The organism is Trichocoleus desertorum AS-A10 (genome assembly GCF_039962155.1).
GTDB lineage: Bacteria > Cyanobacteriota > Cyanobacteriia > FACHB-46 > FACHB-46 > Trichocoleus.
In genome coordinates this window covers 50,638-71,253 of record NZ_JAMPKN010000008.1, presented here as the reverse complement: position 1 = coordinate 71,253, position 20,616 = coordinate 50,638, and the positions used below count along the sequence as shown (strand labels likewise).

At 49.9% G+C, this 20,616-nt stretch carries 21 protein-coding genes and 1 riboswitch; of the genes, 8 read left to right on the top strand and 13 right to left on the bottom strand.

Features of this window, described 5'->3' with window-relative positions:
- Positions 1-50 precede the first annotated feature (50 nt).
- Together rbfA and NDA01_RS13185 are read left to right on the top strand one after the other, a co-directional pair.
- Positions 51-494: a 30S ribosome-binding factor RbfA gene (gene rbfA, locus NDA01_RS13190; protein WP_348228291.1), complete on the top strand. Its 444-nt coding sequence runs from the start codon at positions 51-53 to the stop codon at positions 492-494.
- A 20-nt stretch (positions 495-514) separates the two neighbouring features.
- Positions 515-2,152, top strand: a complete 1,638-nt coding sequence (locus NDA01_RS13185; protein ID WP_348228290.1) for a glycoside hydrolase family 3 protein — start codon at positions 515-517, stop codon at positions 2,150-2,152.
- A 40-nt stretch (positions 2,153-2,192) separates the two neighbouring features.
- On the opposite strand, the gene hemB is transcribed toward NDA01_RS13185, so the two are convergent.
- The 8 genes from hemB to NDA01_RS13145 all read right to left on the bottom strand — a co-directional run bounded on the left by hemB (position 2,193) and on the right by NDA01_RS13145 (position 9,796).
- A complete protein-coding gene (hemB, locus tag NDA01_RS13180) occupies positions 2,193-3,176 on the bottom strand; it encodes a porphobilinogen synthase (protein ID WP_190553583.1) in 984 nt (327 codons plus the stop codon).
- Positions 3,177-3,409: 233 nt separating this feature from the next.
- A complete protein-coding gene (gene rpmA / locus NDA01_RS13175; protein WP_190553582.1) occupies positions 3,410-3,694 on the bottom strand; it encodes a 50S ribosomal protein L27 in 285 nt (94 codons plus the stop codon).
- Positions 3,695-3,751: 57 nt separating this feature from the next.
- Entirely contained in the window at positions 3,752-4,096 is a 345-nt protein-coding gene (gene rplU, locus NDA01_RS13170) for a 50S ribosomal protein L21 (RefSeq protein ID WP_190434884.1), read from the bottom strand.
- 136 nt (positions 4,097-4,232) lie between these two features.
- Positions 4,233-5,426 carry a hypothetical protein gene (locus tag NDA01_RS13165; RefSeq protein WP_348228289.1) on the bottom strand — a complete coding sequence of 398 codons (1,194 nt, stop codon included), beginning with the start codon at positions 5,424-5,426 and terminating at the stop codon, positions 4,233-4,235.
- A 58-nt stretch (positions 5,427-5,484) separates the two neighbouring features.
- Entirely contained in the window at positions 5,485-5,682 is a 198-nt protein-coding gene (locus tag NDA01_RS13160; RefSeq protein WP_190434878.1) for a CbtB domain-containing protein, read from the bottom strand.
- Positions 5,683-5,704: 22 nt separating this feature from the next.
- A riboswitch (cobalamin riboswitch) is annotated at positions 5,705-5,863 on the bottom strand.
- Between the two features lie 60 nt (positions 5,864-5,923).
- Entirely contained in the window at positions 5,924-7,672 is a 1,749-nt protein-coding gene (locus tag NDA01_RS13155; protein WP_348228288.1) for an ABC transporter ATP-binding protein, read from the bottom strand.
- Positions 7,673-7,747: 75 nt separating this feature from the next.
- Positions 7,748-8,791 carry a YdcF family protein gene (locus NDA01_RS13150; protein WP_190553579.1) on the bottom strand — a complete coding sequence of 348 codons (1,044 nt, stop codon included), beginning with the start codon at positions 8,789-8,791 and terminating at the stop codon, positions 7,748-7,750.
- Between the two features lie 327 nt (positions 8,792-9,118).
- Positions 9,119-9,796, bottom strand: a complete 678-nt coding sequence (locus NDA01_RS13145) for a sugar transferase (protein WP_190434869.1) — start codon at positions 9,794-9,796, stop codon at positions 9,119-9,121.
- A gap of 750 nt (positions 9,797-10,546) precedes the next feature.
- On the opposite strand from NDA01_RS13145, the gene NDA01_RS13140 reads away from it, so the two are divergent.
- The 3 genes from NDA01_RS13140 (at position 10,547) to NDA01_RS13130 (ending at position 13,687) form a co-directional block, all read left to right on the top strand.
- Positions 10,547-10,843 (top strand): hypothetical protein, encoded by a 297-nt coding sequence (locus NDA01_RS13140; protein WP_190434866.1) that lies wholly within the window; start codon positions 10,547-10,549, stop codon positions 10,841-10,843.
- 295 nt (positions 10,844-11,138) lie between these two features.
- On the top strand, positions 11,139-12,269 hold the full coding sequence (locus NDA01_RS13135) for a HetZ-related protein 2 (RefSeq protein WP_190434862.1): 1,131 nt from the start codon (positions 11,139-11,141) through the stop codon (positions 12,267-12,269).
- A 119-nt stretch (positions 12,270-12,388) separates the two neighbouring features.
- On the top strand, positions 12,389-13,687 hold the full coding sequence (locus tag NDA01_RS13130) for an ATPase, T2SS/T4P/T4SS family (RefSeq protein ID WP_348228287.1): 1,299 nt from the start codon (positions 12,389-12,391) through the stop codon (positions 13,685-13,687).
- A gap of 10 nt (positions 13,688-13,697) precedes the next feature.
- Here NDA01_RS13130 and NDA01_RS13125 read toward each other — a convergent pair whose 3' ends face one another.
- Positions 13,698-14,963: a GNAT family N-acetyltransferase gene (locus NDA01_RS13125; protein ID WP_348228286.1), complete on the bottom strand. Its 1,266-nt coding sequence runs from the start codon at positions 14,961-14,963 to the stop codon at positions 13,698-13,700.
- A gap of 364 nt (positions 14,964-15,327) precedes the next feature.
- Between NDA01_RS13125 and NDA01_RS13120 the strand changes: the two genes are divergently transcribed.
- The 3 genes from NDA01_RS13120 (at position 15,328) to NDA01_RS13110 (ending at position 16,630) form a co-directional block, all read left to right on the top strand.
- Positions 15,328-16,044 carry a hypothetical protein gene (locus NDA01_RS13120; RefSeq protein ID WP_348228285.1) on the top strand — a complete coding sequence of 239 codons (717 nt, stop codon included), beginning with the start codon at positions 15,328-15,330 and terminating at the stop codon, positions 16,042-16,044.
- Positions 16,045-16,176: 132 nt separating this feature from the next.
- Positions 16,177-16,491, top strand: coding sequence for a nucleotidyltransferase family protein (locus NDA01_RS13115; RefSeq protein ID WP_348228284.1), 315 nt, complete (start codon positions 16,177-16,179; stop codon positions 16,489-16,491).
- Positions 16,472-16,630, top strand: a complete 159-nt coding sequence (locus NDA01_RS13110; protein WP_348228283.1) for a ribonuclease HepT family protein — start codon at positions 16,472-16,474, stop codon at positions 16,628-16,630. The genes NDA01_RS13115 and NDA01_RS13110 overlap by 20 nt, the downstream gene beginning before the upstream one ends.
- A gap of 38 nt (positions 16,631-16,668) precedes the next feature.
- Here NDA01_RS13110 and aroF read toward each other — a convergent pair whose 3' ends face one another.
- The 4 genes from aroF to NDA01_RS13090 all read right to left on the bottom strand — a co-directional run bounded on the left by aroF (position 16,669) and on the right by NDA01_RS13090 (position 20,442).
- Positions 16,669-17,727, bottom strand: coding sequence for a 3-deoxy-7-phosphoheptulonate synthase (gene aroF / locus NDA01_RS13105; protein WP_348228282.1), 1,059 nt, complete (start codon positions 17,725-17,727; stop codon positions 16,669-16,671).
- Between the two features lie 138 nt (positions 17,728-17,865).
- Complete coding sequence (locus NDA01_RS13100) at positions 17,866-18,345, bottom strand: PAM68 family protein (RefSeq protein WP_348228281.1); 480 nt, start codon at positions 18,343-18,345, stop codon at positions 17,866-17,868.
- A 13-nt stretch (positions 18,346-18,358) separates the two neighbouring features.
- Positions 18,359-18,628 carry a 30S ribosomal protein S15 gene (rpsO, locus tag NDA01_RS13095; protein ID WP_190434841.1) on the bottom strand — a complete coding sequence of 90 codons (270 nt, stop codon included), beginning with the start codon at positions 18,626-18,628 and terminating at the stop codon, positions 18,359-18,361.
- A 158-nt stretch (positions 18,629-18,786) separates the two neighbouring features.
- Positions 18,787-20,442, bottom strand: coding sequence for an alpha-amylase family glycosyl hydrolase (locus tag NDA01_RS13090; RefSeq protein WP_348228280.1), 1,656 nt, complete (start codon positions 20,440-20,442; stop codon positions 18,787-18,789).
- Positions 20,443-20,616: the final 174 nt, after the last annotated feature.

Below are 20,616 nucleotides of genomic sequence, written 5' to 3'. Positions count from 1 at the left end.
GGACGCAGTAAAATGTACGTCTCGCTTTCGAGTTAAAGAGCAGGTTTGTTATGGCTACTAGTCGTCGCGTCTCTCGCGTTTCAGAATTAATTAAACGAGAAGTCAGCCAAATGCTCCTCTCTGGCATTAAAGATGACCGAGTGGGTACGGGCATGGTCAGCGTCACCGACGTAGACGTATCGGGCGATTTGCAGCATGCCAAAGTCTTCGTCAGCATTTATGGCAGCGATGAAGCGAGAGAGGAGACAATGGCGGGGCTGAAGTCAGCGACAGGCTATGTTCGTAGCGAATTAGGACAGCGGGTTAGGCTCCGTCGCACCCCAGAAGTGATTTTTGTTGAAGATCGCTCCATTGAGCGCGGCACACGAGTTCTCTCTCTGATTAACCAGTTGAGTCAAGACCGTAAGCCTGATGATGCAGCCGATGGAGTTGGCCAAGACGCAGACGATTGGGAGCAAGATTTGGTTGGAGCTGAAGATGAAGATGAGGATTAAAATCTTTGGTCGGATCTAGCGTGACTTCTCCATTGCCCAACTGGGAGAGCTTATCCCTGGCTGAGCAAGTGGCTCAGATGGTTGTTGTCCGAGCCTCAGGATATTTGTTTGACCATCAAATTCAGTATCCCGTTTGGGAGCCTCCCGCTGCCACATTGCAACACTGGGTGCAAGATCTGGGTGTAGGTGGCGTGATTTTGTTAGGCGGGAGTGCCGCCGAAATTGCCCTGCGATCGCAACAACTCCAGGACTGGGCGCAAATTCCCCTCCTAATTGCCGCTGATATTGAGGAAGGGGTAGGGCAGCGCTTTTCCGGTGCTACGTGGTTTCCGCCCCCGATGGCCCTCAACGCGATCGCCCAAACTAATTTAGCCCAAGCTTTGCACTATGCCAAGGCGATGGGAGCTTACACGGCTCAAGAAGCGCTAGCGATCGGCCTTAACTGGGTGTTGGCTCCAACTGTGGATGTCAATAACAATCCTAATAACCCAGTGATCAACGTCCGGGCATTTGGGGAAACGCCAGAAACGGTATCGAAGCTGGCAACGGCGTTTATTCAAGGTGCTCAACAGCATCCCGTTCTAACAGCTGCTAAACATTTTCCAGGCCATGGCGACACTGCTACAGATTCGCACCTGGATTTGCCCGTTCTTACGCATTCTGAAAAACGTTTTGCTGAGATTGAACTGCCTCCTTTCAAGAGTGCGATCGCCGTAGGTGTCGATGCGGTAATGAGCGCTCACCTGCAAATCCCTGCTTGGGATGTCCAGTTTCCGGCGACCCTTTCTCACCGGATTCTGACTCAAGAACTGCGGCAAAACTTAGGTTATGAAGGCTTGATCGTCACCGATGCCTTAGTCATGGGCGCGATCGCCAACCGTTATGGCGTGAACGAAGCTCCAGTTCTAGCAGTAGAAGCAGGCGCGGACATTTTGCTGATGCCGCTTGACCCTGCAGGTGCCATCAAAGCGGTATGTGAAGCAGTAGAAACAGGTCGGATTACGCCAGAACGCATTCAAGCGTCGGTAGAACGGATTTGGCGGGCCAAGTTCAAAGTCTGCTCTCCTATGCCCGAAAGCGCTGACATCACCCACGCTTGGGAAAATTTACCGCCACCGCCAATTCAGTTAGAGCAACTCTCGCCACCAGAGGCGATCACCACCGTCAATGGCATCCTCCAGGACTCCATGCAGATGCACCTGCCTAAAGAGTCGCGTCTGAGTCAACCGAGCGAGGGCCAAACTTTACGTAATGTCGTGGTGGTGGACGATGCCTTAGCTTGTGACTTCTTAGGGCGATATACTCCTGCGATCGCCCTACCCCAGAACAAAGGTTATCACTTGCAATTGGTAGATAGTCATACTCCAGCGATCGCCTTTGAGCCTCAACCCACAACTCCCCAAGCAACTCTGCTACAACTATTTATTCGCGGCAACCCGTTTCGCGGTAGCGCAGGACTCACCCAGACGGCGCAAGATTGGTTTCAATTTTTGCTAAAAACAGATCAACTTCAAGCGCTGGTGATCTATGGCAGTCCTTATGCGGTGGAGAAATTTATTCCTCACCTTCCTGCTGATGTACCCTATGTCTTTACCTACGGCCAAATGCCTGCCGCCCAAGCGATCGCCCTAGACGCTTTATTCCACCCGCAAGCCTGAGGGCATCCCTCTCCTAGAAGGAGAGGGGACGGGGAAGAGGTTAAGCACCCAACCAACGGGCAATATCTTTAGCGTGGTAGGTGAGGATCAGGTCAGCACCCGCGCGCTTGAAGCTGGTCATGGTTTCCATCACGACTTTTTCTTCATCGATCCAGCCGTTGAGCGCTGCGGCCTTCACCATCGAATATTCGCCGGATACGTTATAAGCTGCGACAGGCAAGTTGCTTGCTTCTTTAACGCGCCAGATGATGTCCATGTAGGCCAGAGCAGGCTTCACCATCAGCATGTCCGCGCCTTCGGCAATGTCCAGCTCAATTTCCTTGATCGCTTCACGGGCATTGCCAGGGTCCATTTGGTAGGTACGGCGATCGCCAAACTGAGGCGCAGAATCAGCCGCATCCCGGAAGGGGCCGTAGTAAGCAGAGGCATATTTGGCTGCGTAGGAAAGAATCGGCAGATCTTGGAAACCTGCTTCATCCAAGCCCTGACGAATCGCTTGCACAAAGCCATCCATCATTCCAGAAGGCGCGATGATGTCAGCACCTGCTTTCGCTTGGGAAACCGCTGTTTTCTTCAGCAGCTCTAAAGTAGGATCATTCAGCACCCGTCCACTCAAATCCCCGACTTGCAAATAGCCGCAGTGACCATGAGAGGTGTACTCGCACAGGCAAGTGTCAACAATGACGATCAGGTCAGGGACTGCTTCTTTTACCGCCGTTGCCGCTTTTTGGACCATACCACACTCATGCCAAGCTCCGGTTGCATCAGTGTCTTTGTCGGCAGGAATGCCGAACAGAATAATTGCCGGGATGCCCAAGTCATAGACTTCCTTGGCTTCCTCCACAATTTTGTCGATGGAGAGTTGGTAAACGCCTGGCATGGAGCGAACTTCCTGAGCGATCGCCTCTCCCGGAACGGCAAACAGCGGGTAGATCAAATCGCTGGTGGTGACAATGGTTTCACGTACCATCCGACGAAGCTGAGGATTGGCACGCAAGCGGCGAGGGCGATGGGTCGGAAACATAGCGTCTACTAAAGGTAAAAAATTTAGAAAAACTTACCTGGCTTAGCAACCTCGTAACGAAAGGTTGGCTAACTCTTGAATTTCTCAACAGCTTATTAGTTTAAGGCTTGTTGCTTGCTCACTTACAGGTCAGTAACTTTCTGTAAAATTCTGGATATTTTTTAAACAAAAAAATAAGGACACAGCATGCTGCGCCCCTATTTTCGATCTTAATAAATCGCGATCGCCTTAGCTTATGCAGTAACTGCAACAGGAGCTTCAACAGCAGCGGGATAAACGCTGACTTTCTTGCCGCTCTTACCTTTTCTTTCGAAGGTGACAACACCATCAACGAGAGCGAAGAGAGTGTCATCGCTGCCACGACCGACGTTGCTACCAGGGTGGAACTTGGTGCCACGCTGACGTACTAGGATGTTGCCAGCGCGAACCACTTGACCGCCGAAGCGCTTCACGCCTAGGCGCTGAGCATTTGAGTCGCGACCGTTACGAGTACTACCTGTACCTTTCTTATGAGCCATTGTTCCCTCAGAGATCTCTACAAGTTTTGCAAGTTGACAACGCTGCCTGACTTGATCTTAGCCTTCGCCCGCACCCAACTCGGTGCCATTCAGGTTGATGGAGTTGATCATCAAGCGGGTTAATTCTTGACGGTGACCCTGCTTCTTACGGGTTTTTTTCTTAGGCTGCATCTTGTACACGATGATTTTACGGCCTCGCAGTTGGCGCAGGATGGTACCTTGAACTGCTGCCCCTGCTACTAAAGGCTGACCAACAGAAATTTCACCGTCGTTTTGCACAAATAGCACTTTGTCAATGGTGACAGCGGCATCGACATCACCCGCAATCCGCTCTACATCATAAAAGCGACCGGGTTCTACCCGCAGTTGCTTACCACCCGTCTCAATAATTGCGTAAGCCATGAAATTCTCCTAACAGTTGCCGTACAGGTAGCTGGCTAATGCTCTTTATGAAATGCTTTGCACAATCAGCATGCCAGCTTTTTGTGATGCCTTCACCTGGTCCGAGCAGGAATAGACAGACAATTTGCCATTATGTCTAATTTAACGCCTTGCTGTCAAGGAGCGATCGCGGTTGTCGCCGTTGTTGCACCCATAAACCAAGACCCAAGCCCACCAGCAAAATGCTCACAAAATAGCCAAGGGAAAGGAGGCGCGATCGCAACGGTGGCTCTACGGCCTCAACTTCAATCTCTTGAGCCACTTTGAAGGATGAAAATTGACGAGCCGCACCGGGTTTGGGTGTGACTTCAACTTCCACTTGATGGGGTGCGCCATCAAAAAACTGTTGTTGCCAAGCAAATTCACCTTGGTTATTGGGTGTTGCTTGGTGAGTAAATGCAACCCAGCCTGCTTCTAAAGATTTGGCTTTGATGTCAAACACCACATCAGTTGCTGGTTGACCCGTTTTCACATCGATCGCCTGTACAACCAACTCAGCAGGTTCGCCTACCGTGGCATGGTGATGCCCTAACAGCTTCACCTCTAAACCTTGCGTGTTCGTACTAGACGGCAAAGCGGCGATCGCCTTATCTCCATGCTCATGTTCGTGAGAGTGCTCATGGGAGTGAGACAGTTCAGCACTAATGTTGACGACTAGCAGAGCAGCGATCGCGACCACAATGGCTCCGCTCAGCAACAGCCGAACTCGCTGGGGGGCAATTTCTCCAGGTTGCAACTCTTGCTTGCCACCAATCACCCAACCGCCGCCGAAACCTACTGCCACCAAAATCACGGCTAGGATGGCGAAGTTGCGATATTTAATTGAATTTTCGGGGACGGACAAAGTTAAGGTTTGCTGGAAAGGTGCAAAGGCATTAGCAACGGTTGGTGTAACTTCAACTTGGAGTTGGTAGTCACCGCGAATCGGGAGCATTTGCTGAAATTGCAGTTGACCGTTAGCGGCGATCGCCGCCAAATCCAGTAGCTTGGTGCCCTCAACGATGGGAAAGTCGGTGGGCAACCAAGGATTGGTAGGCGGGGTTAGCAGTTTGACATGAATGTTGGCATTTTGCAGTGGCTTCCCGGTTGCATCCAGCGCTTGTAGCGTCATTTGCACTGGATTTTGGGGCTGCGCGGCATCGGCCTCAAAGGGTAGTAACTGACTGGTAGATGGTTCAGTTGCCAGCTTCACCGATGGCTGTGGTAGTTGCGATCGCCCAACTGCACCATAGCTTAAAGCTCCTAGCAGCCCTAATAAGCTGAGGAGCGAAACAAGTTTAATTTTTGCCATTGCGACTTAAAGCCCTTGAGGATGCTGACGAGTAAGAATTCTGACGGAGCACGAAATTCTAGTGGCAGCTAACACTCAAGGTGTGGTGGCGTAGCGAGTGCATTTGGTTGTGGGCGGCAGGATAGCTTGAGAAGTAAACCGTCCAGAGCGTCAACGCACACAAGGAAGTAAATAAGGTGGCTTGCACAGGCACCGAAAGCGTCCAACGGACAGCCTGTTGCTGTAGAGAGCCAGAAGTCAGGGATGCAGTTCTCATGGTGTACCTCGCACTTTAGAGCTATAGAACTTCCCATCGGCGGGCATCCTGGCTAGGAAATTTTTACTTAGCTGAGCAAAAAATTCCTTCACAGTTGCGGGACAGCGTCGGATTTGCACCGAACTTTCCCCGTTACCTCTAGTGACTGTTCCTCACTAGAACCGCATGAGTAGGGCAATCATATCACTGTTTATTGACATAAAGGTTTGTGCCGCAAAACTGCAACCCCAGATTTTGGTTCCTAGCGCAGCATTTCTTCTAAGGCATGCTGGCTCCATAGCGTTTGGTATAGTCCAGGCTGCTTGAGCAGTTGATCATGGGTGCCCGTCTGCACAATCTGCCCATGCTCCATGACAAAAATGCGATCGGCTGTGGCGGCAGCGGCGAGTTGGTGAGAGATAAACAGCACCGTTTTACGTTGTGTACCTTCCGACAAATTTTTCAGAATTTGGGTGGCGGTTTGGTTGTCCACGCTAGAGAGGGCGTCGTCCAAAATCAAAATGGGCGCATCAACCAACAAAGCTCGGCCCAAGGCGCTGCGCTGGCGCTGCCCACCCGACAAGGTAATCCCTCGTTCACCTACCACTGTTTCGTACTGGTGCGGGAAATTGAGAATTTCTTGGTGAATTTGAGCTTGTTTGGACGCGTACTCTACCTCTGGCTGTTCTGCTAGAGGGTCGCCGTAGCGGATATTGTTCTTGACTGTGGTGCTGAAAAGGAAACTGTCTTGTGGCACGTACGCGATCGCAGATCGCAAATCCTGCAAGCGCAACTGAGTAATGTCGTAGTCATCGACAAACAGTTGCTCTGACGCAATATCCAGCAGTCGGGGGATCGCATTTGCCAAGGTGGACTTACCTGATCCAATTGGCCCTACGATCGCGACGGTTTCTCCCGGTTCGATTGTGAAGCTGACATTTTGCAGCGCTGGTATGACGGCGCCAGGATAGGTAAAGCTGAGATCACGGGCGCTGAGGCGACCTTTGACCTCTGCTAGAGCTAACGGCACCACATCGGGCTCGTTTTTGATCTTCGGTTCCACCGTCAAAATTGACTCGACGCGATCGATACTGACTTCACCCCGTTGATAGGCTGTAATCGTGAAGCCGAGCAGTGCCGTGGGGAAGATCAGGCGTTCGACATATAGGAGCAAGGCGATAAAGTCACCGACACTCAGCGCTCCTGTGGCGATCGCTCTAGCTCCCTGCCACAACAGCACCAAAATGCTGAGGCTGGCAATGCCGATCAGCAGCGGAAACAAGGTATTACGGGTTCTAGCTAGCTTTAGGTTGGCCTTGAGCAGTTGCTGATTCAGTTGTCGGAAGGCTCGCCGCTCGTTTTCCTCTTGAGCGTAGATCTTGATCAGGGCGATGCCGCTCATGTCTTCTTGAATCAGATCGCTCATTTTAGACAGTTCTTCTTGCACCTCTAGCTGCTCATTGCGGAGGCGATCGCTAAACAAGCGCACCAACATCAACATGAATGGGTAAGGTGCGATCGCCAATAAGCTCAGCTTCCAGTCAATCGTCAGCATGACGGGCAAGGTCAAAGTATAGGCAAAGACGGTATTTGCCAAACTGAGCACAGCAAACCCCACCAACCGCCGAATATTGTCTACATCACTCGTGGCGCGGCTAATGAGATCCCCAGCAGTGTTGAGTGAGAAGTAAAACGGCTCTAGGGTTAGCAAATGATTGAAGATCTTCTGCTTCAAGTCAAATTCGACCTGCCTCCCGGTGCCAAAGAGCAAAATCCGAGAGGCCATGCGAATTCCCCACATGACCGACGCTAGGGCCAAAATCAGCCCTACATAGTACAAAACTTGGTCGAAGCTGAAGGTGACTTGAAGGTCGTCAACAGCGTCGCGGATGACCAGCGGGATATAAACCCCAACTAAATTGACGATCAGCAGCGATAAAACGCCTAAAACAGTAGTTTTCCAGTGGGGTTGTAAGTAAGCCGCAAGTTTCCGTAGCTGAGAGCGAGCCATGAGCAAAAATCCAGCAACCTTTTGATCATCCTAAACGAATTACCTCAGCAGCAGGCAACCCCCCTGCGAGCCAAGCTAAATGCCCAAAGGTGCGAGCCAGCCGCGTAAGAAGTAGTACACCGAGAGCAAATATTCCTCAATCACGCGAGTCGTGACCACCAGAGTGTCAGCGCTGGGGACAAAGTCGGCAATCCGTAATCTGCGCCTGAGACTGCCACCCGACTCAAAGGTATAAAAATTCGTGGGTCGAGGAATAACTCGAATGCCTACCCTGGCAAAGGTTAAAGCGGCTCGCCTAGTATTCGTGGCAGAAGAAACTAAGATCACGCGATCGCCCAAACGCCGCTCCATTAAGATTCGTCCTACGGCGACAGCACTAGTCCGTACATCCACGCCCGTCGGTTCCACCACAATGTCGTCTCTAGCCACTCCCATATTGATCAGTAAGGTTTCAATGTCCCTCGCTTCCACGATTTCCTCAGGCTTGCCTTGCAAATCACCCCTAGGGCCTGCACTGACGATCACCAAAGGCCGATTCCCTAGCCGTAGTTGGTCCTGATACAGTTGGGCGGCGTAAATAATGCGATCGCCCGTATCCGTCAGCTGAATCTGTCGCCGATAGGGTAGATTTGCCTGCGTGGTTCCCCATCCCAACACCACGATCGCTGCCGCTGTTTGTCCTTCTGGAGGGGTCAGCGTCGTCGGGCACTGGAGGTCACAAAGTTCCCGCCGTTGCTGATCGAACTGAATGGCGGCCTGCTCGGTTTTTTGGGCCAGCGCATAGGCCACAAAGGGAGTACTAGAAATTAGCAAAATTAACAGGGCAGCGATCACCAAAGTACCCCCCGGCTTTTTCAGCCCACCCTTGTCCATCTTGGCGGCAGCAGCAGCCAGCAGTAACAAGGATAGGCCAAGGGGCTTGAAGGGCAGCGATAACACGCTCCAAACTGTGGAGACAACTCGGCTGGTTGGCGTTAGGAAGGCCAGAATGATGAATAACACCATCACAAAGGCACCGAGCCAAGTGTAGTACTCCTTCGGAATCAGCTTCTGTAGGACGTACCAGATAATTATGCCGACTAGCAGCCACAGCAGAACTAAGGTTAATAGTTCAAACATTGCGGCACTTCCTCACATCACCAACTAGGGAGTTTTGCTTTACTGGCGGTACTAATGACATTGCTCGGCAGGTCAGTTCTTGTCTGGGCCCATTAGTTTGCATTTGTGAATGTTCAAGCAACTCTCCCGTAGTTGGGCTAACGCTAGCATGAAGTGAGGACAACAAAGCATCATCAATCTGTTTTCCAGCCCGCTATTTGTGGCTCTGAAGCTCCACTGCCCCGCTACAAAAAACCACCCTGCCGGGTTAAGGACAGAGTGGTGGAACTAGAGCATGCTGTCTTTTTTCAGCCTTGAAAGTGAGGCGATCGCGGCTGAGGTCGTGGGTTAGTAGGCCCCAGTTTTGGCAAAAATCACAAATACTGTTTTGAAGATGATTGTCAAATCGTACAGAGGAGTCCAATGGGTTTGGTAGCGCAAATCTAGCTCAACAATCTTCTCGAAGTCCTTGACTGAAGAACGACCATTCACTTGCCATTCTCCCGTAATACCGGGCTTTACACACAAGCGCTGCCAATGGTGCTCATCATAGTGAACAACTTCATCACCAGTCGGAGGGCGAGTGCCGACCAGACTCATTTCCCCGCTCAGCACATTCCAGAATTGGGGAAATTCATCAAGGCTAGTGCGTCTCAAAAAACGACCGACTTGAGTGACGCGAGGATCTTCGCGGTTCTTGAAGATTAAGCCTTGGGCTTCATTGGGAATCAGCGCCTTGAGAGCTTCGGCATTTTCCACCATAGAGCGGAATTTGCGAATTTCAAAGGGGCGACCATGTAGGCCGTAACGCTTTTGCTTATAGAAAATTGGGCCAGGGCTATCTAGCTTGATCGCGATCGCCACAGGGACGAACACGAGCGCCAGAATCAATAGGCCGATTACACTGCCGAAAATGTCAAGCAACCGTTTCGCTACAGAGCAGGTTGATGGATGAGGAACCTGAAAGACAGATTCCGGTACAGTGAAGGGGCTAGATATCGGAGACAATACAGAATGCGTCGTCATGACAAGCCTGTCACTATAGGACCGTAGAAGCACGTACGCACCACTAATATATAGACGGGACTCGATTAACAGTGATAGCCCTCTCCACAAGGCTTGTCCAAATCTTCATTGCCTGGTTCATAACCCTGCGGTTTTATAAAGATTCGATGAAGCTGCTTTGGAATTTCAGCCTAACGCGCGTAAGCAGCATTGCTGATAGTTGAAACCCTAAGTTAGCTGCTTGACCAGCCTGTCTTGATCTTCTGAATTTTGAATCCCTCAATTTGGTGGCCTCAAACAGCCGAAGCTCGGCGATCTCTATCCAAAAGATTTACCTAACACAAGACTTAAATTCGACTCGTTTGAGCTTACCCCTTCCTTCTGGGTCAGCCATCATGGACCTGCGTAAAACTTTTATCGAGCCAAATACCTTCAGGTCACTATGCTGAGCTAATGCAATTTGTGTTGGCTATTAAGTAAGGGCCGCTCAGGGATTAAATTGAGTAGATTTGCAAACCTGGCAGGTTAATCCGGAGAAGATGCTACAACAGATGATTATTCATGTCTTAGCTGAGTCAAATCATCGGTACTAGCTTGGCACCTTTGTACTCTGGAATATGGCTTTACAGCCCGAAAAGCTAGCTTCAGAGAGCAGTGATGCCTTGACAACTAACAGCTAAGAGTTTACGACTTTAGGGTGCAAACGCTAACTCAGGCCTAGGAAACTAGGTTTTGGCTCAAACTGCAATCTGATGATAAGGACTCTGAGGCGTGGAAGTAAGAGTAAGCCGCTTAGAATCGATTATTCAGCAAATTGGTGAAGCTGTACTAGTGACCACCGAGACGATTGACCGCTTGGCGGAGCGGGTAGATGCTTTAGCAGTTCAGGTACAACAACAATCTCAACAGGTGCAGCAACAGGGATACCAAATCTTTGCTTTGAGCGATGCTGTGCAGACGTTGGCTGAAACTCAAAACCATTCCCTGGAGCGATTGAATCACCTTACTGAGGCATTGGAACGTTTGGTTATTTCAATTGATGACAGCAGCGATAATAGTGACTATTAGGCTACTATCAGCCGCTCTCGGAGCTACTGCCTGCGGCTAGTCATCCTCATTTGGGATTGCTATAGTCATCCAGAGCAATCACGAAAACTGGTTGTCTGGTACGGAGTCTGGTACAGGCTTCGAGGTGTAAACCAACACTAATGGCAGACATAAAGTTAACGATGCCCCGACACTTGAGCTTAAGTAACGTAAATTTACGTATTAGTAAGCGATATTTTTACCCATGTGGGTGAGGGCCAAGCGGAAGGGTTGGCCACAAACTCTATAGGTAGGGACTAAAAGGATCGCAACTCCAATGAGACTGGCAGACAAACTGGCAAACGACTGGCGATCGCAACTTGAAACAGACTGCTCAGAGCAATCTGTAGCGCATCGGGAAAGTATTATCCGTTGGCTGATGGGAGAGGATTTAGCGCGTTTTGACACGTTAACTTCTGACCAGCTCGCGATTGTTCAGCAAGCAATGGATTATCGCTATCGCATTTTGCAGCAGCGCTATCTGGGTGTAGGGCCAGAGCGGGCTTACCGTAAGCTAATTCAGCGCCTTAGCAGCTTATTTCTCATTCGTAACAAGATTAAGACTTGGGTCGCACTCAGCCGCGATCGCCAACGCTCTGTTGTGGATGTGTTGCAGGAAGTGATTCAGGAACTGTTGCAAAGTGATGGCTACATGCAACAGCAAGTCACTTGGATTGCTCAGTGCACCTCAGACTCTCGGATGCGGAATAACTTGCTCCTAGCGAGTGTTGAGGAGTACTGCCTCCGACCCATCCGCAATCAACCGTTGCTCGTCTATCGCTTTGTTAATTACTTGCGCCGCTCTCAACGCGGTGGCATGACTCAAGTTCCCAGTGGCGATTTAGTGCGGCTAGTTTCGGAAGAAATCACCCCCGATGAAGCCGAAAACCCCGTCAGCTTGCTCGACAATCAGGCCGTTTCTCAGTACCAAGACGAACAAGCTTGGGAAGAACAGCAGATGGCTCGAACTGCCGTGAAGCAATCGTTTGAGCAATACCTGGCAGAAAAAGTAGAGCCAGATGCAGCCCGTTGGCTACAACTTTATCTCCAAGGCCACTCGCAAGAAGCGATCGCTCGAACCCTAGATCTGCCGATCAAGCAAGTTTATCGATTGCGAGAGAAAATCAGCTATCACGCGATTCGGGTTTTCGCGCTGAAAAATGAACCGGAATTAGTGGCGAATTGGCTAGAGACTTCGCTGCAAGAACACAGCCTGGGTTTAACGCCGGAGCAGTGGCAGCAATATGTCGATAAACTCACTCCAGAGCAACGCCAGCTGTTAGACCGTCTTCGGGAAGGCTGCACCCTAGAAGCGATCGCAGGTGACTTGAACTTGAAGACCAATCAAGTCATGGGGGAATGGAGCAAGCTTTATCTGGCGGCTCAAGAACTCCGTAGTGCCTCTTGAAATAACTGCGGTAACTGCTGAAGTTCTTTACACAATCTGGTTGAATCTGCTGAGCTTAATCCGGGATTTTAATGACTGGCCCGATTAGGATAGTAGGTAATCAAGTTTAATGAGTTTCTATGGCGTCTCCCTTAGGCGATCGCGGCGGGCGTCAGGACACCAGCCCTGGTAATCATCCCTCTTTATCGTCAACTCAAAGCGACGGTATGGCTTGGCTGGACTCCGCGCAAATGTTTCAGTTGATTGATAGCCTGCTCCCGTTTGAGGCTTGTCTCTATCACCAAGTGCTGCCTTTATCCGTAGAAGGGAGCCGCATGAACTTAGGCATGGTGAATTTAGAGGATACAGCCGCTTTAGACTATGTCCGCAGGATTTTGGCTTATATCAACTGCTCATTGGTCCCTCGCTCCATCTCCTCAGAAACTCATCAGAAAATGCTCTCTGCTTATCTCAGCCACGCAGACCAGCAAAAGCAGAAGTCGCAGAAAGCGGCTCCTAGGCTCGCTCAACCTTCTACGCCTAGCTCCACCTCCAAACCTCGCCCCACCGATCCGTCAGAGCGCAACAACCAACCAACCCTAGTGGTGGACAGCCCCGAAAGGCTAGAGATTCCTGGACTCAAAACAGACGAAACTGAGTTCATGGCACCAGCCGCCACATCTCCTAGCCCTAGCAAACCTGCGTCTACCAAACCAGTCGCTAATTCTACCAAGCCGAGCCCTGCCTCAGAGATTTCTGCGCCTCCAGAGGTGCCTCCAACGTCTGCTGTTCCAGCGCTGCCAGTCTTAGACGTGCACCCACAACATTTATCTAGCTCGATTGAGGTACTCACCGCCCTGCCGCCCAAGAATTTGCTGGATGAACTGCTAGGGCGAGTTTTGGTGGGTGGAATTGGTCGGCTTTATTTTGAGCGACAGCAGCATCAGGGACGGATTCTGTGGAGCCAAAATGGGGTTCTGCAATCCGTTTTAGAAAATTTGCCTGCTGCTGTCTTCCAAGGTGTGATCAACGAACTGAAGCGACTGACAAACCTGCCCATGATTCCTGTCGAGAAGCCGAGGCAGGAAGAAGTTGAGCGCCTGTATCAAGAGTCTCGCCTCCTGTTACGGTTTCGGGTTATGCCTGGTACCTATGGAGAAGAAGCCACACTACAGGTTTTACGAGGGGCAGCCTTAAAGTTTTATCAGCAGCAGCAATTAGCTAACCTCAGCCGAGATGCTTTGGGTATTGCTCAGCAATTGCAGCGCAAGTTGGATGAAATTCGCGATCGCACCCAAACGGATTTGAGCTTGAATGGTACGCCCCTAGACGCTTTGCCTGCTCTGAATCAGCTTCTACAAAGTGTCGATCAGCAACTCAAGAATTTGAATGCCTTCCAAGCTGCTAATGCTGTGGACGAGTCAGAAGAAGACGCTTAATAACGCTGGGTTAGAAGTAGTCCCAGCAGAAGGGAGGCGTGCATTGCCAAGCGGCATCCAACTTTTGCAGCAAAGCGCGATCGCCTTCGTATTCAATTTCTCGCGTCCAAACCATTTCTGTCGCCCGTCGCAAGCCACAAAACAACTCGGTCAAGTGTTCCACAGAGGTTTTCAACACCGCTGGCACAGGCTGAGCTACGGGATGCATGCGTTCTGCCGTAAAGTTGGCGGTAATCGTCTGGTCGCCCAGGATTGGATCGCTGACTTGGAAAGTCAAGATAAAGGGAGAACCCTGCTTGACTGGGCGGAGTCGAAAGGCAGTAGTCAAATCCACTAAGCGCCACATAAAGCCACCGCCAATCTCGCCGAAGCGATGGGTAAAGCCATAGAGGCGGGGAGCTTGGTTCACCTCTAAAACTCGGTGCTGTTCCCGCACTAAATAGGGAAACGGGTCTTCTGGGTAAGTGTTCCAAACTACGGTGTGCACTTGGTCCCGCAACGCCGAGAGAAAACCTAAAATGCCGCGGTAAGCATCAGCGTTTAGCGCCACCCATTCTTGCACCACCACAGAGAGCGTACTGGGAAGAGAATCCGCAGCCGCATATTGCAGAATGATGTAGCCGAGCAGCTTGCCTGCTTCTTGATAACAGTAGATTTCTTTTCCGGGTTCTGGCTTTAGGCGAGGTTGCCACTGTAGCTCTTGCCGCTGCAACCACCCATTCCGCCGCAAAGCTGAGCGTTGATATGCGTCTTGCAGGGCTGGTTGATGGTGTTTCGGGTCGTAGGGCACCATACCAAACCGCTCTGGATACAGCGGCAGATGCTTTGCTGCCACAGTATATTGGTGCAGCCGCCCCACCCAAGCCCAACCCAATTGCCGATAGAAGCCGTGCTGAAAGGGGTAAAGCATCGCTAGGGGAATCTGCTGCGATCGCCATTCTTGTACCCCTTGCTCCAACATAAACCGCGCAATTCGCTGGCCCCGTCGCTCTGGAGCTACCGCCACCCCAGCTACTCCCGCAGTGGTAAACCCTTGCCCTTCCAGCACGACGCTGAGGTCAAGCTGAGCATAGGTCGCAACAGCCTGCCCAGTTAAGTCATCCACGGCAAGCATGTGCTGGCGACCCGGTAGGTTCAGCCCTTGACCATACCAATCGCGTTCAATCTCGGCAGGCGATCGCAAGGGCGCAAAGGCTAAACGGTCTAAGTTGACGACTTGAGGTAGGTCGGTTTCTTCGGCTTGCCGCAGCGTAATCCCGGTCAGGTTTGTGGTCATGACTCAGCCAGTCTGAAGGCTACATCCCTAGGTTATCTTTCCTACCAAGAAATTTACCCATAACATAAGCTTTCCCTCAGAAAATATAACTAGAGAAGTGGTGAGAGGGCTGAGAGAGGGGCGATCGCGCTATCACCTCTAAGTTTGAAATCACCTCTAAGTTTGAGCTGCACTATCTGACCATAAATCTTTCCAGGCAAGAGTATGCTTTCTACTACTCTTTTACCAAAGTTTCACAAAGATTGAATAAATGAAAATCTTCAACGAACAATTTTTGACTTACTAATGACAGACAAATGAATTTTGATACTATTGTAAAGTGAGTTTTCTAAGAACTCATCAGTAATTTTTCAACACAATTAATATGCAGAGAAATTGGATATACGAGTTAGAAGAATATCTAGCAGAGAAGTATGTCAATCTTCCAGTTCATGAGTCTGTAGCAGATGATAAACCTGCTTTGCGTATCGATCCTGCCCTAGACAGCGATGAAGCAAAATATTTTATCTTAGGGCTAGAAGCACAACTCTTTAGTATTGATGAGGGAGGCTATGCTCAAAGTTCCCTTCTACTGACAGCAAGTGAAAGCAAAGGGCAACAAAAAGGTTTTCAACTATTCTGGCATTTTGCTTATAAGGGTCGTAGGACACGGGCTTTATTTCGGGAGGGTATTAGTCAACTTTCAGCTGCATCAGCATTAATCTTGAAATATGGCTGGGACATATCCCAGGTGCAGATAGAAGCGAGAAGAGAGGATTTTGGAGCGCTAGCTCGTGGGGTTGATCTAGTCATAAAATCTCATGCTGGCAACATTATGATCTGTGGAGAGGTGAAAAAAGATAGCCGAGAATTTGAAAAATTAATTGAAGACTTTCATTATTGCTGTCAGCAGGGCCAACATAGTAAAAGTGACTGCAAATGCAAGTCAAATCATCCTAAATATGAGCTTTGCACTTTTGCGAAACCCTTATATTTTTGGGCCGTTGCACCAGGCCGAGAGATTTGCTACAAGTTGTCTTACCGGGACGAACAAATACTTCTAGAAGAAGTCGTCTCACTACCTCATCGCAGCGAAATATAAGTACCTGCTTGATGCATCTTTGTTGCTAATATATTTGGTTCTTACATTAGTCAACAGCTGTTTTTATCCAACGGGTTTCTAATTTGTAAAGCTTGAATCAAGCGATCGCAGCCTAAGTAGGTATCAGTTAAAATGCCTGTTCAGACCAAAACTCAAGTACTTGATCTTCTAAAGCAACATCAACAGGAATTACGGCGTTTTGGTGTTCAACGTTGTGGTATTTTTGGTTCCTTCGTGCGCGATACTGCAATTCACGAGCAAAGTGATGTTGATGTTTTGGTCGTTTTTGAGCCAGAGCAAAAGACATTCGACAACTTCATGCACCTGTCTTTTTTTCTAGAAGACCTCTTTGGCCGAGCCGTTGACCTGCTTACAGTTGAGTCTTTAAGCTCCTACATTGGCCCGCGCATTCTAGAAGAAGTTGAATATGTCTCTGTCAGCCCGTGAATATTTACAGCACATTCTTGATGAGACCGCTTACATCCTGGAGAGTTCTGCGGGTTTAAACAAGGCAATCTTTGTGCAAGACGAAACACTCAAACGAGCTTTTGTGCGGAGTATCCTCAAAAAAGGAGAAAAGGCTTGAATTGGCTCTCCTCCTCTATTTGTTAAAATCGGTAAGCTTTAAACGATCGCTGCTGCAGATTGAGGCCAACGATTCACAGCGTTACCCACTACTGCTAACTCTTTCATCAATTGGTCAAAGCGATCGGGCGTAAGGGATTGAGGGCCATCGGAGAGGGCTTTTTTGGGATTGGGATGGACTTCGATCATCAGTGAGTCAGTGCCACCTGCGATCGCCGCCATTGCCATTGCAGGGACGTACTCAGCTCTACCTGTCCCGTGGCTGGGGTCAATCATGATCGGGAGGTGGGTGAGCGATCGCAGCACAGGCAACACGGAAAGATCCAATGTATTGCGGGCATACTGGCGATCGAACGTGCGAATGCCACGCTCACACAGAATTACATTTGGGTTGCCTGCTGCCAGAATGTACTCGGCTGCCATCAACCATTCTTCGATCGTGGCTGACATGCCGCGCTTCAGCAGCACAGGCTTATCTTGCGCCCCCACTTTCTTTAAGAGCGAGAAGTTTTGCATGTTGCGGGCACCGACTTGCACCACATCTGCCACTTCAGCAATTTTGTCCAAATCAGCCGCGTCCATGACTTCGGTGATAATTCCTAAGCCACTGGCATCACGAGCTGCGGCCAGCAGGTTCAGAGCGCTTTCCCCGTGACCCTGGAAGGCATAGGGTGAAGTCCGAGGTTTGTAGGCACCGCCCCGCAGAAAATGTGCGCCTGCCACTTTGACTCGCCGCGCCGTTTCCACAATCATTTCTTCGTTTTCAACCGAGCAAGGGCCAGCCACAACCACGACCGGGTGATGTTCACCAATGTGGACGGTACCATTCGGTGTAGAAACGACGACATCGCTCGCTTCTCCGTGGCGGTACTCGCGGCTAGCTCGCTTAAACGGTTGCTCGACTCGTAAAACTTGTTCAATCCAAGGGCTAATTTCTTGGATTTGTAATGGGTCTAAGTCAACTGTTTCACCCACTAGACCCACGACAACTTTGTGTTTCCCAACGATCTTTTCTGGTGTCAGACCCCAAGTTGTGAGTTCTTGGGTAATACGAGCAACCTCGGCTTCCGGCGAGCCGCTCTTCATAACCACAATCATGCTGAAGTCCTCATGCTTAGAAGAGAGCGATTAGACTTAACGAACTATCCTATGTTTCAGGATAGCGATAACCGAATGGCTTGTGGGTCTGACTGGATTGAATTAAGCGATCGCCAAGAAAAATTCGCCTCGAAAAACTCAAGGCGAATCTTTTTGCTGTTTCGCAGAGCGCCACGCTCCGGTCATGCGGCCCCAGTTGATAGCAAACTCTGAGGCTCCTAGTAAGCTACCTGGTGCTTCTTCGTCCCAAGAGGCTGAAAGCACCCCGTAGGTCAGTCCCAAAACTCCTAGACCAAAAAAGCCCATGCTCACTAGTACGACTACTACGTTGGGCAGTTTGATCCAGTCGTGGCTGACAACCCAATAAGCCGCAAAAAATGTAGCCATCCCTAAACTCGTAGGGATACCACAGAAAAAAGCCATCCGACGAGCCATACGCTTGCTGACTACATCCGGAATCGCCATTTCCTGCTGAGAGGATTTTTGCGTACTGGCTTTAGGTTGGCTCTCTTGCTTCAAAACTGGTTGAGGCTTAGAGCTTTCTGTTTTGGCAGCTTTTTTACGATTTTTAGTAGGTTCAAAAGGTAGGCGTGCTCGATCGTCAGATTCAGGAGCCATAACCGCTTACCCTCTAACCGCGAATGCCTAGCCGACCGATCAAAGCTCTATAACGTCCCTGATCTTGTTTCAGGATGTAAGCGAGTAACTGCTTACGATGACCGATCATTTTCAAGAGACCACGACGAGAGGCGTGATCTTTTTTGTTGGTCTTCAGGTGGTCACTCAGTTTGTTGATCCGCTCTGTGAGCATGGCAACTTGGACATCAGCAGAACCAGTGTCAGTCTCGTGAACCTGGTAGTCAGAAATGATTTCGTGCTTACGCTCTTGCAGCAGGGCCATGGATGCAGTTACTTCCTAATCATAAGTTCAGCAGTCTACCATCCTACCACAAGGATGCTGGACATTAAGCGTGAAACTGCTAAGGAGCACAGAATAAATAAACCTCAGACTTCTCCCCAAACCCCTCTCCAAAGAGGAGAGGAGCTTTGAACAAAAGCTTAGGATTGCCAAACAAACACCTGAGCTTCGTAGCTACCCAAATCAACGATGAGGTTGTGGTCGCCCGACTCTACATCGTAGTCTCTAGTCCACTCGTGCCAGGTGCCATCGGCTGGGAAGTTGGGCACTTGGTAGCCTGCCAAAAATTGGTCTGAGAAGTTGGCAACGACAACTACTCTAGAACCTTCATCATTCCAGCGGGTATAGGCTAGAACTTTGGCCTCTGGGTTCTCGTGGAAGAAATCGACATTCTCGGTATACAGGGCGTGATTGCTCTTGCGGAGTTGGATCAAGCCTTTGTAGTAATCCCACAAGCTGCGATTCAAGTCATTGCCTAGCAAGGGCCATTCGATCTTGGCTTGGTCAACGGTTTTGTATTTGTACTCACCAAACTCTTCACCCATCCAAACCAGTGGCACGCCCATTGCCGTCATCAGCAGCACTGCCCCTAGTTTGGCGCGCTTGAAGGCTTCTTCATCGAAAATTTCGCGATCGCCCAACTCAGCCAGGATGTGGTTGTGGTCATGGTTGGTGAGGTAATTGACGATGTTGGTGGCTCCCATGAACCCTTGCCGTCTAGCGTCAATCACATCTTTGAGCCGCTCCAGGTCAAAAGTATCGCCACAAATATGCTCTAAAACGCAGTGGTAGAAACTATCGTGCCAGCAGCCATCCATCGGGCCATCGACGTTGGTGATGCTAGGGTTTTCGGGAATATGTTCTGCAATGTTGTAAAACGGTTTGCTACCTGCGGCTTGTTTCGCCTCTTGCACCAGCCAGTGCATAAAGTCGTAGTTGGCGATTTGGCGAGCGGCATCGTAGCGAACGCCATCAATATGGTATTCCTGTGTCCAGAAGCGCACAGTGTCGCCAGCGAAGCGCCGAGCGGGATAGGTGTCTAGGTTTTCGTCGTAGTGCTCGTAGTTAAATTCTGGCCCCCAGTTGTTGTCGGGGTCACGGGGTTCGTGGTGATACCAATAGTCGTGATCGATTTGAGTCAGGGGGCTTTCAGCTTCGGAGTGGTTGTAGATCCCATCCATGATCACGCGAATGCCACGGCCATGACATTCATCGATCAGGCGCTTTAGCTCCTCGGTGGTGCCATAACTAGATTCTGTCGCGAAGAAATAACGGGGGTTGTAGCCCCAGCTATGGTCACCTGGATACTCTTTGACGGGCATCAATTCGATCGCGTTAATGCCTAGATCGCACAGGTAGTCTAGCTTCTCAATCACGTGCTTGTATTTGCCACGAGCGTGGGGATCGTCTTCACCACCGGAAAAGTCGCCCACGTGCATTTCATAAATCACTAGTTCATGGTCGGGCGGCAAGGGTTTGTCGTCATGTTGCCAGACGTAAGTATCGACAATTCTTTCCCCATCTTTAATCCGCACTACACCGTTTTGAGTAGGGTTATCAATATCCGTAGCGTAAGGGTCATTGACATCTACCCACTGATCGGGTTCAAAAAACCAGCTTTTTGATTGCACCCGGAATTTATATTGATAAACGCCATCTTTGAGTTCAACAGTGGTGCGAAAAAAACCATCTTTGTCTTTTTGCATGGGGATCTCTTCCCAATCAGAAAAAGACCCGACTAAAGCAGCACCTTCGTTATAGGGAGCAAATAAATTAAATTCAATAGGGCTTGACATAAAACTTTTGAAAGCAGTTGAGTTGAATCTAGGACGATTCTCTGATTTTTTTCTGAATTAAATCATCCCGCTAGGGTAAGGACAATCACAGGTCTGCTTTACTTTGATTTATGTCTTTAGGATGGGGGCGATCGCAATCTGATGGAAATTGAGGCATGAGAACAAACCGGGCAC